The following is a 14,685-nucleotide window of genomic DNA, read 5'->3' as shown; positions in this document are numbered from 1 at the left end:
GATGAAGCAAGGCGTTCAGAACCACTCCACAGGAGGACCCCAGTGGCGAAGGCGAAGTTCGAGCGGACTAAGCCGCACGTCAACATCGGCACCATCGGTCACATCGACCACGGTAAGACCACCCTGACGGCGGCCATTACCAAGGTGCTGCACGAGGCGTACCCGGACCTGAACGAGGCCACCCCGTTCGACAACATCGACAAGGCTCCTGAGGAGCGCCAGCGCGGTATCACCATCTCCATCGCGCACGTCGAGTACCAGACCGAGGCGCGTCACTACGCCCACGTCGACTGCCCGGGTCACGCGGACTACATCAAGAACATGATCACCGGTGCCGCCCAGATGGACGGCGCGATCCTGGTGGTCGCCGCGACCGACGGCCCGATGCCGCAGACCAAGGAGCACGTGCTCCTGGCCCGCCAGGTCGGCGTTCCGTACATCGTCGTCGCCCTGAACAAGGCCGACATGGTGGACGACGAGGAGATCCTGGAGCTCGTCGAGCTCGAGGTCCGTGAGCTCCTCTCCGAGTACGAGTTCCCCGGCGACGACGTTCCGGTCGTCAAGGTCTCCGCTCTCAAGGCCCTCGAGGGCGAGAAGGAGTGGGTGGACTCCGTCCTCAACCTGATGAAGGCCGTCGACGAGTCGATCCCGGAGCCGGAGCGCGACGTCGACAAGCCGTTCCTCATGCCGATCGAGGACGTCTTCACCATCACCGGTCGCGGTACGGTCGTCACCGGCCGTATCGAGCGCGGTGTCCTCAAGGTGAACGAGGAAGTCGAGATCATCGGCATCAAGGAAGAGAAGACCAAGACCACGGTTACGGGCATCGAGATGTTCCGTAAGCTGCTGGACGAGGGTCAGGCCGGTGAGAACGTCGGTCTGCTGCTCCGCGGCATCAAGCGCGAGGACGTCGAGCGCGGTCAGGTCATCATCAAGCCGGGCACCGTCACCCCGCACACGGAGTTCGAGGCCCAGGCCTACATCCTGTCCAAGGACGAGGGTGGCCGCCACACGCCGTTCTTCAACAACTACCGCCCGCAGTTCTACTTCCGCACGACGGACGTGACCGGCGTGGTGACCCTCCCCGAGGGCACCGAGATGGTCATGCCGGGTGACAACACCGAGATGAAGGTGGAGCTCATCCAGCCCGTCGCCATGGAGGAGGGCCTGAAGTTCGCCATCCGCGAGGGTGGCCGGACCGTGGGCGCCGGCCAGGTCACCAAGATCAACAAGTGAGTTCGCTCGCTTGACGGTCACCTGACCTGAGTGGCTCGGAGGGGCCCGTACGACTTCGGTCGTGCGGGCCCCTTCGCCGTGTGCGCCGGCCGTCAGCGGCCGGGCGTCCGCGGGGTGACCGGCACCGGGGGCCGGCCGCCCGGGCCGGTGGCGACCCCGTCGGTGAGCGCGCGGACCAGGCCGTGGTCGGGGGAGAGCCGGCACGCGGGGTCCGTGCGGGTGGCGTCCCCGGTCAGGGCGTGGGCCTGGCAGCGGCAGCCGCCGAAGTCCTCCTCGCGGCGGGAACAGCCGCGGCACGGACCGGTCATCCAGCCGGTCCCGCGGTAGCGGGTGAACGCCGGGGAGTGTTCCCAGATCCAGGACAGCGGGTGGTCGCGGACGTTCGGCGGTTCCAGGTCCGGCAGGGCGGCCGCGGCCGGGCAGGGCAGGGCGGTGCCGTCCGGGGCGACGGTGAGGGACACCGCCGCCCAGCCGCCCATGCACGGTTTGGCGACACCGTCGAAGTAGTCGGGGAGGACCCAGACCAGGTCGGGTCGCGGCGCCCCGTCCCCGGCCCGGGAGGCGATCCGCTCCCGCCACCGTTCGACGGCGTTCCGGGCCCGGGCGAGCTGGTCCCGGCCGGGCAGCAGCGCGGAGCGGTTCAGCAGGCCCCAGCCGTAGAACTGCACGTTCGCCAGCTCGATGCGGTCCACGCCCCAGGAGACGCCGAGGGCGATCAGGTCGTCGACGGCGTCGAGGTTCTCGCGGTGCAGGACGACGTTGAGGCCGAGGGGGAGACCGGCGGAGCGTACGAGCGCGGCGGCCCGTTCCTTCTGCGCGAAGGAGGAACGGTGGTGGGCGATGCGGTCGGAGGCGGCCGGGTCGGCGTGCTGGACGGAGAGCTGGACGCTGTTCAGGCCGGCGTCGGCGAGCGCGGTCAGCCGGGCCCGGCCGAGGCCGACGCCGCTGGTGACCAGCTGGGTGTAGATCCCGGCCGCCGCGGCGGCGCCGACGATGCGCTCCAGGTCCGGGCGCAGCAGCGGCTCGCCGCCGGAGAGGTGCGTGTGGACCACGCCGAACTCGCCGGCCTGGCGCAGCACGTCGGCCCACTGTCCGGTGCTCAGCTCGCGGGATCTGCGGGTCAGCTCCAGCGGGTTCGAGCAGTAGCCGCAGTGCAGCGGGCAGGCGTGGGTGAGTTCCGCGAGCAGGGCCCAGGGCCGGGCGGGTGCGGGCGCGGGTGCGGGCTGGGGCCGGGGTGCGGGGGCCGGGGCGGTGCGGCGCGCGGGTCCGGCGGTGGTCATCGCAGCCAGCCGTCCTCGCGCAGGCGTTCCAGGAAGGGGGGTACGTCACCGGCCACCGGCGCGCCGGGGAAGCGCGCGGCCAGTTCGCCGACGATCCCGCTCACCGGCCGGGTGCCGTCGCACAGTTCGAGGATCTGCCGGCCGTGTCCGGTCAGCACTCCCACGCGCTCGGGCAGGAGCAGCAGGGCCGTGTCCCGCACGGGGTCGTGCCGGTGCACGGCGCCGGGGGCCAGGACGGGGCGCCAGTCGGTCCGCGGCGCCGCCGGCGTCACGGCCGCTCCTGGCGGTCCGCCGCGTCCACGGCGTCCAGCAGGGACCACAGGACGTCGCACTTGAACCGCAGCGCGGCCACGGCACGTTCCTGGTCGTCCCTGGTGCGGGCCCACGCGAGGACCAGCCCGAGCGCCTCCTGGGCGTCGCGCCGGCCCTGGGGGACGCGGGTGCGGAAGTAGTCGAGGCCCTCCCGTTCGACCCACGGGTAGTGGCGTTCGAAGGCGTCGATGCGGGTGCGCATCAGATCCGGGGCGGACAGTTCGGTCAGGGACGCGGCGACGGCCTCCAGCGGCGGGCGCAGCCGGCAGAAGTTGACGTAGCCCTCGACCGCCAGCCGTACGCCCGGCAGTACGCCGTCGGCGGCGAGCAGCCTCGCGCGGTCCAGGCCGGCCGCCTCGCCCAGCCTGAGCCAGCGCTCGATGCCGCCCTCGCCCTCCGCGGCCCCGTCGTGGTCCCGGATGCGGCGCAGCCACGTCCGGCGCAGCGCGGGGGTGTCCAGTTTGGCGGTGATCAGGGCGTCCTTGACGGGGATGTGGCGCTGGTAGTGGAAGCGGTTGGCGATCCAGCGGCGCAGTTCGGCCGGGCGCAGCCCGCCGCTGTGCATCCGGAGGTTGAAGGGGTGACGGTCGTGGTAGCGCTCCTCGCCGACGGCGCGCAGCCGCGCCTCGAACTCCGCGGGGCTCCAGGGCTTCTCGAGCGGGGCGATCGCCGTGGTCACAGCTCGATCTCCATCCCGTCGTACGCCACCTCCAGGCCCTGGCGCGCGAGCCGCTTGTGCTGCGGGGCCGCCGGGTCGACGAGGGGGTTGGTGTTGTTGAGGTGCGTGTAGAGGCCGCGGCCGGGGAGGGCGGCCAGGCGCTCGGCGGTGCCGCCCGGCCCGTCGACGGGCAGGTGTCCCATGCCGGTCGCCGTGCGGGAGGAGATGCCGGTGCGGCGGGGTTCGTCGTCGTCCCAGAAGGTGCCGTCGACGATCACGCAGTCGGCTTCCTCGGCGGCCTGCTGGAAGCGGTCCGGCCAGGCGGCCAGAGCGGGGGCGTAGAGCGCCGAGGTGCCGGAGGCGGGGTCGTACAGGCGCAGTGCGACGACCCACGCGTCGTCGTCGGGGGCGTCGGCGGCGTACCGCGGGCGCTTGCCCGACACCGGGATGCCGGTGATCCGCAGGCCGCCCGGGTCCTGCGGGTCCAGTGGCTCCGCTCCGCGCCGGGGCAGCTCCCGCCAGGTCAGGCAGGTGTACGGCGCGAGGAGGTCGCCGAGGCGGAGCCGGCCGAGGAGGGCTTGGCGGACGGGAGGCGCCGCGAGGATCTGGAGGCCGTCGGCCTCCCGCAGACGGGCGACGCCCAGGGTGTGGTCGAGTTCGGCGTCGGTGAGGACGAGTCCGGCGAGGGGGGTCTCGCGGGGGCCGGGGCCCGGGTGCAGCTCGGGCCGGGCCTCGATCTGGTCGCCGAGGTCGGGGGTGGCGTTGACGAGGTACCAGCGGCCCGCGCCCGTCCGTACGGCGAGCGATGCGTGCCGGCGGCGCCGGTGCGGGTGGGTGCGTGCCCCAAAGCAGCCGGGACACGCGCAGTTCCACTGGGGGACACCGCCGCCTGCCGCGGTGCCGAGTACCAGCAGCAGCATGGCACCTGCTCTCGGGTCAGCGGGACTCGCGGGCGTAGTAGGCGGTGACCTCCAGAGCGGTGTCGACCACCGTGAGTCCGGGGGTCTGCCAGGTGGCCGGCTGCGGGTGGTGCTCGGGGGCCCGCTCGACCTGCTCGGCGGGCTCCGGCCGGTCCTCGGTCTCGTGCATGGTCGGAACTGCCTTTCGGTGGAGGGCGTTCGACGGGGACGCCGGCCGACGCGGAGGAGAGCCCGTGCGCGGCCTGGCGTTCGATCATGCGCACACACCGGTCGGTGGCCGCGCTCCCCGACCGGCTCCCCTAGGCCATCCGGAGTCGGGGAGCACCGGAAAGGGGGAGCGCGGACGGCACCGGCACGGCCGAGGCACCAGTCGCACTCCGCGGCGAGCCCGCTCGGGGTGCTCGTCGCGGCGGCTCCCGTGCCGAGCTGACGGAGCAGCACCGATTCGATCACGGCTTCCACACGGCGCCGCGCGCCCGGCCCGGCAGAGGGGAAACTGACCGGCGCAGGTGTGGCCGTCGATGAGAGTGAGTCCGTGAGTACCGTCCCGCCCCCCGAGCACCCCGACGATCCCTCGGGCGGAGATTCCGCCTCCATATCCGACGACGCGTTGGAGTCGTTCCTCCGCGAGGCCGCCGAAGGCGGTGGCGCACCGGCGCCCAAGGAGCCGTCCGCGCGGGCGCGGATGGTGACCGCGCGGCTGCGCGAGCAGGAGGCCGCGGCCCGGCGGACGCCGGACGGCGGCCGCCGGGGGAGGTGGCCGCGCCGGAAGCGGAAGGCGTCGGGGCCGCCGCCCGGCACCCCGCCCGGCTGGCGGACCGGGCCCGCGTGGCAGGAGATGAACGGCACCCGCCCCCGCCGTCGCCGGGCCGGTGCCGTGCTGGGCGTGGCCGTGGCCGTCGCCCTGGCCGTGGTGGCCGTACGCCCCTCGCTGGTGACGGACCACCTGCCGGGCGGGGAGCCCGAGGCGGCCGCGTCCCCGACACCGCTGCCCGCCGAGACGGCGCTGCCCACCGGTGCCCCCGGCCAGGTGAAGTCGGAGGGCGGACCCACCCGTGAGCACCCGTTCCGCGGCTCACCCGCCCTGCGCTGGGCCGAGGGCGCGGAGGCCATCGAGCTGCCGGAGGCGAAGCCGGTCGCCGGGATGAGCAAGGCCGACGTGGAGCTGGCGCTGCGCCGCACCAAGGAGTTCCTGGTCGCCGCCAACCTCGACCCGGACGTGATCGCGGGCGGGCAGCCCGACAAGGCGCTGGATCTGCTCGACCCCAAGACGCCGGACCTGCTGCCGGGCGTACGGCGCGCGCTGCGCCAGCCGACGCGCGAGGACGATCCCGTCGGGCTCTTCAGCCGGTTCGACCCGGACGAGGTGCGGCTCGCGGGGGACGTGGTCAAGGTGCGCGGCCACATGTCGGTCGCCGCGGGGGAGGCGGGCCAGGTGGAGGTGCACGCCGACTACACCTTCGTGTATCCCCTGGTGCGGGCCGAGGGCGGCGATCACGTCGAGCGCACCATCGTGCGCCGTGACATCACGATGCTCCTGATGGACCCGGACCGGTGGATCGCGACGCGGGGCAAGCTCAGCATCGGCGCCTACGCGGTCGAGACGTTCAACAACGCGTGCGAGGTGTACGACGGCCATCTGCACCCCGTCTTCCCCGACGCGCGCGTCACGGGCGCGCCGGCCACCGGCCCGGCCGCCGACCCCTACGACCGCAGCCAGGCCGTGGGCGAGGAGGAGCACGAAGGGTGCGGGACGGTCACCCGGACCTGAGCGGACGTGCGCGGGCCCGGGTGTGCTCCGTCACGCACACCCGGGCCCGTTTCCACACCCCCGCGGTGGGTCAGTGGCTCACACCCGCTGCCACAGCGCCGGTACGTTCGGCGGCTCCCAGCCCGGCTGGGCCTGGTGGCCCTGGAGGCAGCGGTAGGTGGCGCCGCCGTAGGTCACGGTGTCGCCGGCCTGGTAGACGGTGCCGGCCGCCCAGGTGCCGCCGGGCGGTTCCTCGCCGGGCGGCGGTTCCTCGCCGCCGCCGGTCGTCTTCAGGGTGAGCCCGTAGTTCTGGAGCAGCGGGTTGATCGGCTGGTGGTACGTGGTGCCGCCGCTGCTGCAATTGCCCGAGCCGCCCGAGGTGACGCCCTGGGCCTGGCTGCCGGAGATGTAGGAACCGCCCGAGTCGCCGGGCTCGGCGCATACCGAGGTGCGGGTGACGCCGGTGATGGTGCCCTCGGGGTAGGTCACGCTGGTGTTGTGCTGCTGGATGGTGCCGCAGTGCCAGCCGGTGGTGGAACCGGAGCGGCACACCGACGCGCCCACGGGTGCCTGCGTCGAGCCGGTCACCTGCACGTTCTGGCCGCCCGCGCCGCGGACGTACGGGGTCGCCGTCCACTGGGAGTTGGTCGCCACCCACGCCATGTCGCGGCCGGGGAAGACCGAGCCCTGGAAGGTGCCCTGCGCCACCCGGTTGTGGCCGCTGGTGCTCGCGCCGGTCCGCCCGCAGTGCCCGGCGGTGGCGTAGCCCTGCTGCGTGCCCCTGGTGACGGGGAAGCCGATCGAGCAGCGCCCGCTGTTGTTGATGTAGTACGCCTCGCCGCCGCGCAGGTCGTACAGCGCGCGGGGCCGCTCGGTGGTCCGCTCGATCCGGACGAGGGAGCGGTCGACGCCGGCCGCGTCGATCAGTGCCCGCGCCGCGGAGGGACGGACCGCCTGCACGGTGACCGTGTTGGTGCGCACGTCGACGTACCAGACGGGCGCGTCGGCCGGGCCCTTCTTGGCCGCCGCCCGGTCCAGCCGGGCCTTGGCCGCGTCCAGGTCGGCGAGGGAGTGCCGTACGACGGCGGCCTGCGCGCCCTGGCTCTCGATCGCCCCGGCGTCGGCGGCGTCGGTGGTCGCGACGGTCAGCGTGCCGGACTCGGCGCCGCGCACCCAGGCGCCCGCGAAGTCGCCACCGAGCGCGGCCCGCAGCCGGCCCGCGACGGCACCGGCCTCGGCCTCGTTGGCGAGCCTCAGTTCCGCCTGCCGCCGGTCCAGGCCGAGGTCGCGCTCCATGGCGCGGAGCAGGGCGGGCGGCGCGGCGTCGGTGCGCAGGGTCTCGGCGGCCGTCGGGGCGGCGGCATCGGCGGCGGCCGTCCCGGCGCTCGCGGAGCCGCTGAGCCCGGCCACGAGCAGGGCGGCCGTCGCCGCGGCGGCGGCGCACACGGCTCTGGTGCCTCGTTGGAGCATGGGGGATCTCCTCGGTCTCGTCTCGCTCGGTGGGAGGTGCCGAAACCGTAGGAAGGGGCAACGGGCCCGCGTAAGACGTCGGTTGGCCCTCTGCCCGGCGTTATGGAACGCGCTGTGACGGCGGACGGGGGGCCGGCGTCACGGGACGCCGTGGGTGGCCAGCCACCGGGTGTAGCTGTCGCTGCGCGCGGCCACACCCGCGTGGGCCATGCGCGCCTGCGCCAGGACCGTGGCGGTCGTGTCCGCGTCCTGGTTCGTCTCGTGCCAGCCGAGCAGGTGCCGCCAGGACAGGGGGGTGCCGGTCAGCGGCACGGTCACGATGCCGGGCATGGTCGGGAAGGTGGCCCGGCACAGCCCGACCGCCCGCCCCACCTGCACCAGGTGCACGAGCGAGAAAGTGTCCGTCTCGTACATCCGGCACGGGGTGAACCCGGCGCGGGTGCACGCCGCGGTGAAGCAGTCGCCGAAGCAGCCGTCGCCGGGGACGCAGGCCCATCGCTCCCCGGCCAGCTCGGTGAGGTCGGCCTCGGGGGCGCCGGCGAGCCGGTGTCCGTCGGGCACCATCACGAACACCGGGTCCACGGCGACCTCCCGCCACACCAGCCCCTCGGCGCCGGGCGGAGCGGCGGACCCGCAGGTCCCGGCGAGCGCGAAGTCCAGCCGTCCCTCGGTGAGCAGGTCGGCCAGTTCCCGCTCGGACCAGGAGGTGCAGGTGGTCACCCGGGCGTCGGGCGCCACGTCCGCCAGCCGGTCGACGAGGGCGCCGAGCAGCGGGCCGTGGGTGCCGCCCAGCCGGATGCCGGCCGTCGAGCGCGGGGTGCGGGCGAACCGGGCCGCCTCCTGCTGGAGTTCGGTCACCGCGGGCAGGACGATGCGGGTCCGTTCGAGGACGAGTTCGCCCAGTGCGGTGGCCCGCACGCCGTGCCGTCCGCGCTCGAACAGCTCGCCTCCCAGGGCTCGTTCGATCCGCTTGAGCTGTGCGCTCAGCGCGGGCTGCGCGAGCCCGAGTGCCGTCGCCGCCCGGGTGAGGCTGCCGGCGTCGGCGATGGCTCGGACCGTCCTGAGATGCCGCAACTCCAGCTCCATGAGGTGAGCTTGCGGCGAGGCCGGGGAGAGGGCAAGAGGTTGGTACAGACCAGTGTTCGGCGCCCTGCTCCCGACGGGCCGCGCCACGGCCGGCCACGGCGCGAGGCGAGGGGCGGGACACGTCCCGTTCGCGCCTCGCTGAGCTTCGCTGCGCTGAGCTTCGCTGCGCAGCGCAGTGAGGCTCGGCCGGCGGTGCGGTCCCACGGCGGTCACCCGAGGACCGCACCGCGCGGTGGGCAGCGTCAGCCGACGAGCCCCACCGACACCAGTCCGCCGCCCGCGGCGACGCCGCACGCGACCCCGCGCTGCCACCGGGCGTCCGTCTCGGGGCGGCCCCGCGTCGCCAGCACCAGGACGGAATGGGCGGCGAACGCCGGAAGCAGAACGCCGAACAACGCGAACGTCCCGACGGCCGGCAGGGTCGGCTCGACCCGCGACACCAGGGCGCCCACCGTCACCGCGCCCGCGGCGAGGGCGTAGAGGGCCCCGGACGCGTACGTGATGTCGTCCCTGGTCAGTCGCCCGGCTCCGCAGAGGCGGCGGTCCCGGCGGCGGGGCGGGCGTGCAGCAGGCGCAGTTCCCGGACGCCGTCGGTGTCCAGCTTGGCCAACGACTTGGTCGTCGCATCGAGGAAGACGACGCGTCCGGCGTTGTTGTGCACACAGACGAGGTGGCCCGTGATCTCGTGTCCCGCGATCTCGCGCCGGACCCAGACCAGGCCGCGGGCGTCCGGTCCCGAGTCGGCGATCGTGCGGACGACGTCGTCCCAGTCACCGGCCGCGCGCTCCGCGAACCCCGGGAAGTAGCGCCGGGCCAGTCTGCCCCACCAGCCCGGGGCCTCGTGGGCGGGGGCCCACGGCAGCGGGGTCGTCTCGGTCCCGTCGATCCGGTGGTGCAGGGCCACCACCCGGCCGCGGACATTGAGCCTGGTCGGCTGGGACACCACCCGGTCGGCGAGTGTCCAGTTCGGGGCGGCTTCCAGGTCCGCCAGCGGCGCGCTGGGCGCCGGGTGGAAGGGCAGACCTCCGTAGCGGGGCACGACGACCGACGCGGCCAGCATGGGCGTGCGCGGGTAGCCGGGCTGCGCCACCGTCCGGCAGCTCAGCAGCGATGCCGTCGGGGTCTCGTACACGACGCCGGCGGCGGCCAGTTCCACCAGGCCGCCGTACGTGCGGTGCAGCCACTCGGCGGCACGCTGTACGGGGCCGGTCATCCGCGGCGGCCTCGCGTGTCCCGGACGCTGCGTGGCTGTCCCTCGTCCCACCAGCCCACCAGCGGGCGCACCCGGTCGTGGTACTCCAGCGGCCGCACCCAGTCGGCCGGCCAGGCGGCGGCACCGGCCGACGCCCCGGCCAGGGCCCCGGCCAGCGCGGCGACGGAGTCGGAGTCCCCGGAGGAGAAGGCCGCCCGCCGGACGACCGCCATGGGCTCCTCGGGGAACAGCAGGAAGCAGTACAGGGCGGTGGCGAGCGCTTCCTCGGCGATCCAGCCGGCGCTGACCGCCTCGCACGGGTCCCGGTCCGGCAGGGGGCGCTTAAGCGCGGCGTCGGCCTTGTCGAGCGCCGCGAGGGTCTCGTCCCAGCCGTGGGCGATGAAGTCCGCGGGGTCGGCCGCGCCGGCCCGCCGCGCCAGGTCGCCGAGCCAGTCCCCGTGGTACGTCCGGCGTGCGGCCCGCGCGTAGTGGCGCAGGCGCGGCAGCAGCTCGGAGGGGTGGCAGTTGTGGGTCAGCAGCCAGACGGCGTGCGCCGTGAGGTCGCTGGCCGCCAGGGCGGTCGGGTGGCCGTGGGTGAGGGCGGCCTGCAACTGGGCGGTGCCCGCCCGCTGCTCGGCCGTCAGCCCCGGGAGCAGGCCGACGGGCGTGACCCGCATGTTCGCGCCGCAGCCCTTCGAGCCCATGACGGTCGCCTCCTGCCAGGGCACCCCGCGTTCCAGCGCCCTGCACGCGTCCAGGCAGGTGTTTCCCGGGGCGCGGTTGTTGTCCGGGGAGCGCAGCCACGCGACGAAGCGTGCGCGCAGGGCCGGCTCGATCGTCGCGGCGGTGAGGGAGCCGACGCCGTGTTCCGCGACCTCCGCGAGGGCCTCGATCACCGCGAGCGTCATCTGGGTGTCGTCCGAGACCTGCGCGACGCCGGAGCGGACGGGCAGCTCCAGCTGCCGCCACGAGCCGTACCGGCTGGTGAGCTGGTCGATGCCGAGGAACTCGGTGGGGTATCCCATGGCGTCCCCGATGGCCAGCCCGAACACGCTGCCCGTGGCTCCGCCCTTGATCTTGTCCCTGCGCCAGATCCGCCCGGTGAGGTCGTCGAGGACGGCGAGGCTCTCGGCGCGGGAGAGGGAGCCGGGCAGGATGTGGCTGCGCGGGCTGGTGGAGGGCGTCGCCAGCAGCTCGGCCAGGGCCTCGGTGGGCCGCAGTCCCCTTTCCTTGGCCTTGCGCAGCCGCCGTCCCCATACTCCGGCCTCGTTGGCGGCGGTCGGACCCGCGGCTTCGCGTGTCCGCACGCCCCCGGCCTCGTCCTCGTCGTTCGCCCAGACGTAACCGATCACCTGGTCGTCGTGGTCGGCGATCGTCGCGTACTGCACGGGCCGGCCGGTGTGACGGGCGTAGCGCGGGGGCCCACCCGAGACGACTCCACCCACGTCTTGGGCGAATCGGGGATTGGTCGGACGGCCGGGGTGCTCGGAATTCATGGGGATGTGCGTCTTTCCTCGGTCGTTCGCTACGGCACTGCGCTGGGCGCCAGGTGACTCGTCGCGGTCATGCGGTCAGTCAATCACGCGGCTGTACTTCGCCGTAGATCTGCAGTTGGCCGTTCTCGTCCATGAAGGCGCGCGTCACTTTGTAGCTCGTGCCGCGCCCCAGCAGCAGCTCCCTCTCGGTGACACCGAAGTCGCTGACCTTTTCCAACCATGCCGCGTGGGTTCCTTCCGGCACGCGTAGCCGCAGGATCGCGTCTTTGCCTTCGAAACTGGCCACCGGGTGATTGCCGAGCGACGTCGATGTGTAGCCGGCGTCGGAAATCGTGCGGCCCACCAGGTCGTCCACGTCGTCGAAGTCGATATGGCTGACGCCGGTTCCCCGGACGACCATCACGTCCTCGGGCAGGGGCGCCCCGGAGAGTGCCCGGTCCACCTCACGGATGTTGTTGAGTACCTCCGGAGTGCCCAGCTCGGGCGTCCCGCGCAGGAAACCGTTCATCTCCTGGTACGTCGCGTACCCCGGGGCGCCCAAGTGCGGTGGCTCACCCGTGTAGTCCCGCAGCGCCTGACGTGTCTCGGGCGGCAGCTCCTCAACGTAGCGGTTCCACGTGTCCCTGCCGTAGGAAATGGCCGCGTCGGGGTCCGCGAAGGAACGGGCGCCCCTTTCCAGCTCGGCAGCGGCGACCTGGTGTCGCTGCTCGACGCTCAAGCTGTCCCAGACGTCGTCGGGGACATCGGGGCGGTACGAGAAGCCGCTGCCCGGCGAGTCCGGCCGGAGGTCCGCCGTGTCGCCGTAGTGGTCGTCCAGGAACTCCCGCGCGGTCCCGGCGTCCAGGGAATCCGAGTGCACCGCGCCGTCGCCGAACGGCGAGTGCGGGCGGACGCCGGCCCCGGCGCCGGTCTCCAGGCCCTCCTTCATCGCCATCCGCAGGCCGCCCCGGGCGAGGCCGGCGCCCTTGGTGCCGATCAGCTCGGGCACCAGGCGGCCGAGGAACTCGGAGGGGTCCTTCTTGAAGCCCTCCACCGCGGCGTTCAGCGCCCGCTCGGGGTGGGCCGCGGTGGAGACGAGCCCGGACAGCGTCAGCGAGACGTTCTGGAGGTACTCGGCCGGGTGGGTCAGGTTGTAGGGGTCGGTCGGGTTGAGGCCGCGGGCGAAGCTGACCAGACCGGCCGTGCCCTTGATGACACCGCCCACGAAGTGGTTCAGCTCGACGCCGGTGGCCACGAACCCGTCGACCACGTTGCCGGTGATGCGGTCCAGCGGCGGCGGCTCGGCCGGCGCGTGGGTGAGCGCCTTCTTGATCTGTGCCTCGGCGTCCCCGGCGGCCGTGTTCCGCTGGGCGCGGGCCCGGGCCAGCTTCTCCCGCGCCTGCCGGATGGTCTCCTCGCCGGGGTCGTGGAACGGCCCGGGCGTCGGGCCGGGGTCCTGGTCCGCCTTGATCTTGGCGTTGTAGGCGTCGACCTTCCGGTTGTACTCCTCGACCGCCTTCTCGGATGCGCTCTTGCCCCGCCGGTACAGCTCGATGGCTTCCTGCGCCTGCTGCTGCGCCCACTTGACCGTGTCCGCGTACGAGTCCAGCGCCGTCGCGGCGGTCTCGCAGGCGTCGGCGGCCCGGACCCACTTCGTGGGGTGGACGCCGAACTTCTCCCGGAAGGTGTCCCCGCCCTCGCCGCGCCAGGAGGAGGAGTCGACCTTCCTCATCCCCGAGCCGACCTTGTCGAAGGCGGCGGAGAAGTCCCGCAGGTGCTTGGCGCTGCCGCGGATCTTCTCGGGGTTGCCGTGGACGAGCTCGTCGGCCTCCTCGGTCTGGCCGAGCTGCTGTTCGCCCGGGGTGGCGCCTAGGTCGGAGGCGATGCCGTCGCCCCAGTCCTCCACCGCGTCCGCGGCGTCCTCCAGGCCGACGTACTCCAGGCCGTCGCCGAGCCGGTCGGTGCCCCAGTCGACGCCCTCGCCGAGCACCTTCTTGCCGGCGTCGACACCGTCCTCCAGGACGCCGAGCCCGTGGTTGACGCCGTCCTTCAGTCTGCCGAGGCCGTTGCCGATGTCGTCGAGGACGCCCATCAGCCCTCACCTCCACCCGCGCCCTGCATCCGGGCGCGTTCCTCGGGGGAGGGGCCGAAGGTCTCGTCGAGCATCCGCTCGTACTGTTCGTCCGAGATCCCCGCGCGTTCGCGGTAGCTGTTCGGTCCCAGGCCCATCCCGCCGAGGCTGTCGGAGGTCATCACGTCCCGGCCGGCGTCCTTCCACCCCTGGGCGCTGTTCTCCCAGGCCCGCTCGAAGGACTCCTTGCTGTAGTCCGCGTCCCTGATCTGGGTGATCGGGTTGTTCGACCAGACCTCGCCCCAGTCCTTGCCGGTGATCTCGTCCTCGGAGGCGTGCGGGTTGCCGATCAGCGAGTTGACGCCGACCTTCAGCGCTCCCTCGACGTACTGGTCGGTCTCGTAGTACGTCCCGGCCGCCAGCCCCGTCCTCAGCGCGAACCCGTTGCCCTCCTGGATCAGCGAGCGGACGCCCCACTCCCACCGTTCGCAGAAGGACTTGAAGGTGCCGGTGAGCCCCTCGGCCCCCAGTTCCAGCCCGGACAGCGCGATGTCGCCGAAGCCCCGGCCCGCGCCGGCCTCACCGGCCATGCCGAGTTCCTTCAGCTCGCCCAGCGCAGCCGTCAGCCCCTTGGCGATCTCGTCGAGGCCGATCGCCGCCAGGTCTTTGCCGTTGCCGCCGCCCCCCGTCATCGAGGCGCCCCTCCTTGCCGTACCTGATCCACGTTGTCCACCGCGAAGGCGTCGGGCACGATCCCGGTCACCGGCGGCAGCAGCACAGCGTGCTCGGGTCCGTCGGCGGCGTCCAGGGCCACCCCGCACGGCACACCGGCCTCCGGCACCGCCACGTCCAGCAGCTTCGCCCCGAGCACCGTCCGATACGTCCACTCCCGGTCCGCCTCGTCCCGGGCGACCGCGTACCGGGCCAGTGCCGACTCGTCGGAGAAGGCGAGGATCCAGCGGACCCCGCCGAAGTCGGCCGTCAGCCAGCCACCGTCGCGCAGCGGAACCAGTACGGCGGTGTCCCGGAAGGCCTCCAGCAGCGCCGCGAACTCCCGGCGGCGGGCGGCCACCTCCTCCGGCGTGGGTCCGGCTTCCTCCGGTGTGGGTCCAGGTTCCTCCGGCGAGGGTCCGGATTCTTCCGGCCTGGCACCGGATTCTTCCGGCCTGGCGCCGGGTTCCTCCGGCGAGGGGCCGGCTGCCTCCGGCGCGGGAAGGGTGCCGGGCGGCGGCGCC

At 73.6% G+C, this 14,685-nt stretch carries 15 protein-coding genes; 2 read left to right on the top strand and 13 right to left on the bottom strand.

Annotated features, from left to right (window positions below; all coding sequences use genetic code 11):
- Positions 1-42: 42 nt before the first annotated feature.
- Positions 43-1,236: an elongation factor Tu gene (tuf, locus tag ACZ45Q_RS03225; RefSeq protein ID WP_468254124.1), complete on the top strand. Its 1,194-nt coding sequence runs from the start codon at positions 43-45 to the stop codon at positions 1,234-1,236.
- Between the two features lie 92 nt (positions 1,237-1,328).
- Here tuf and pqqE read toward each other — a convergent pair whose 3' ends face one another.
- From pqqE to ACZ45Q_RS03200, 5 genes are read right to left on the bottom strand one after another with little or no spacing between them, the layout of a single operon-like run.
- A complete protein-coding gene (gene pqqE, locus ACZ45Q_RS03220; RefSeq protein ID WP_468254122.1) occupies positions 1,329-2,516 on the bottom strand; it encodes a pyrroloquinoline quinone biosynthesis protein PqqE in 1,188 nt (395 codons plus the stop codon).
- Positions 2,513-2,788, bottom strand: coding sequence for a pyrroloquinoline quinone biosynthesis peptide chaperone PqqD (gene pqqD, locus ACZ45Q_RS03215; RefSeq protein ID WP_468254119.1), 276 nt, complete (start codon positions 2,786-2,788; stop codon positions 2,513-2,515). The genes pqqE and pqqD overlap by 4 nt, the downstream gene beginning before the upstream one ends.
- Positions 2,785-3,507, bottom strand: a complete 723-nt coding sequence (pqqC, locus tag ACZ45Q_RS03210) for a pyrroloquinoline-quinone synthase PqqC (protein ID WP_468254117.1) — start codon at positions 3,505-3,507, stop codon at positions 2,785-2,787. Before pqqC ends, pqqD begins: the two co-directional genes overlap by 4 nt.
- Positions 3,504-4,406 (bottom strand): pyrroloquinoline quinone biosynthesis protein PqqB, encoded by a 903-nt coding sequence (gene pqqB / locus ACZ45Q_RS03205; RefSeq protein ID WP_468254114.1) that lies wholly within the window; start codon positions 4,404-4,406, stop codon positions 3,504-3,506. The genes pqqC and pqqB overlap by 4 nt, the downstream gene beginning before the upstream one ends.
- Positions 4,407-4,422: 16 nt before the next feature.
- Positions 4,423-4,575 carry a pyrroloquinoline quinone precursor peptide PqqA gene (locus tag ACZ45Q_RS03200; RefSeq protein WP_468254113.1) on the bottom strand — a complete coding sequence of 51 codons (153 nt, stop codon included), beginning with the start codon at positions 4,573-4,575 and terminating at the stop codon, positions 4,423-4,425.
- Positions 4,576-4,941: 366 nt separating this feature from the next.
- Between ACZ45Q_RS03200 and ACZ45Q_RS03195 the strand changes: the two genes are divergently transcribed.
- Positions 4,942-6,177, top strand: a complete 1,236-nt coding sequence (locus ACZ45Q_RS03195; protein WP_468254111.1) for a hypothetical protein — start codon at positions 4,942-4,944, stop codon at positions 6,175-6,177.
- Between the two features lie 78 nt (positions 6,178-6,255).
- On the opposite strand, the gene ACZ45Q_RS03190 is transcribed toward ACZ45Q_RS03195, so the two are convergent.
- The 8 genes from ACZ45Q_RS03190 to ACZ45Q_RS03155 form a co-directional block, all read right to left on the bottom strand.
- The gene (locus tag ACZ45Q_RS03190; protein WP_468254109.1) at positions 6,256-7,626 is read right to left on the bottom strand and encodes an alpha-lytic protease prodomain-containing protein; all 1,371 of its coding nucleotides are present in this window, start codon (positions 7,624-7,626) and stop codon (positions 6,256-6,258) included.
- Positions 7,627-7,764: 138 nt separating this feature from the next.
- Positions 7,765-8,712 (bottom strand): LysR family transcriptional regulator, encoded by a 948-nt coding sequence (locus tag ACZ45Q_RS03185; RefSeq protein WP_468254107.1) that lies wholly within the window; start codon positions 8,710-8,712, stop codon positions 7,765-7,767.
- Between the two features lie 242 nt (positions 8,713-8,954).
- A complete protein-coding gene (locus ACZ45Q_RS03180) occupies positions 8,955-9,152 on the bottom strand; it encodes a hypothetical protein (RefSeq protein ID WP_468254105.1) in 198 nt (65 codons plus the stop codon).
- 74 nt (positions 9,153-9,226) lie between these two features.
- Entirely contained in the window at positions 9,227-9,925 is a 699-nt protein-coding gene (locus tag ACZ45Q_RS03175) for a toxin glutamine deamidase domain-containing protein (RefSeq protein WP_468254103.1), read from the bottom strand.
- Positions 9,922-10,980 (bottom strand): ADP-ribosylglycohydrolase family protein, encoded by a 1,059-nt coding sequence (locus ACZ45Q_RS03170; protein ID WP_468254335.1) that lies wholly within the window; start codon positions 10,978-10,980, stop codon positions 9,922-9,924. Before ACZ45Q_RS03170 ends, ACZ45Q_RS03175 begins: the two co-directional genes overlap by 4 nt.
- A gap of 499 nt (positions 10,981-11,479) precedes the next feature.
- Positions 11,480-13,471 (bottom strand): putative T7SS-secreted protein, encoded by a 1,992-nt coding sequence (locus ACZ45Q_RS03165; protein ID WP_468254101.1) that lies wholly within the window; start codon positions 13,469-13,471, stop codon positions 11,480-11,482.
- Positions 13,471-14,142, bottom strand: a complete 672-nt coding sequence (locus tag ACZ45Q_RS03160) for a hypothetical protein (RefSeq protein ID WP_468254099.1) — start codon at positions 14,140-14,142, stop codon at positions 13,471-13,473. The genes ACZ45Q_RS03165 and ACZ45Q_RS03160 overlap by 1 nt, the downstream gene beginning before the upstream one ends.
- Positions 14,139-14,522 carry an SseB family protein gene (locus ACZ45Q_RS03155; protein WP_468254098.1) on the bottom strand — a complete coding sequence of 128 codons (384 nt, stop codon included), beginning with the start codon at positions 14,520-14,522 and terminating at the stop codon, positions 14,139-14,141. The genes ACZ45Q_RS03160 and ACZ45Q_RS03155 overlap by 4 nt, the downstream gene beginning before the upstream one ends.
- Positions 14,523-14,685: the final 163 nt, after the last annotated feature.

Source organism: Streptomyces sp. NPDC031049 (assembly GCF_055571015.1).
Note: the sequence above shows the minus strand (reverse complement) of the source record. Positions and strands in the feature narration are given on the sequence as shown.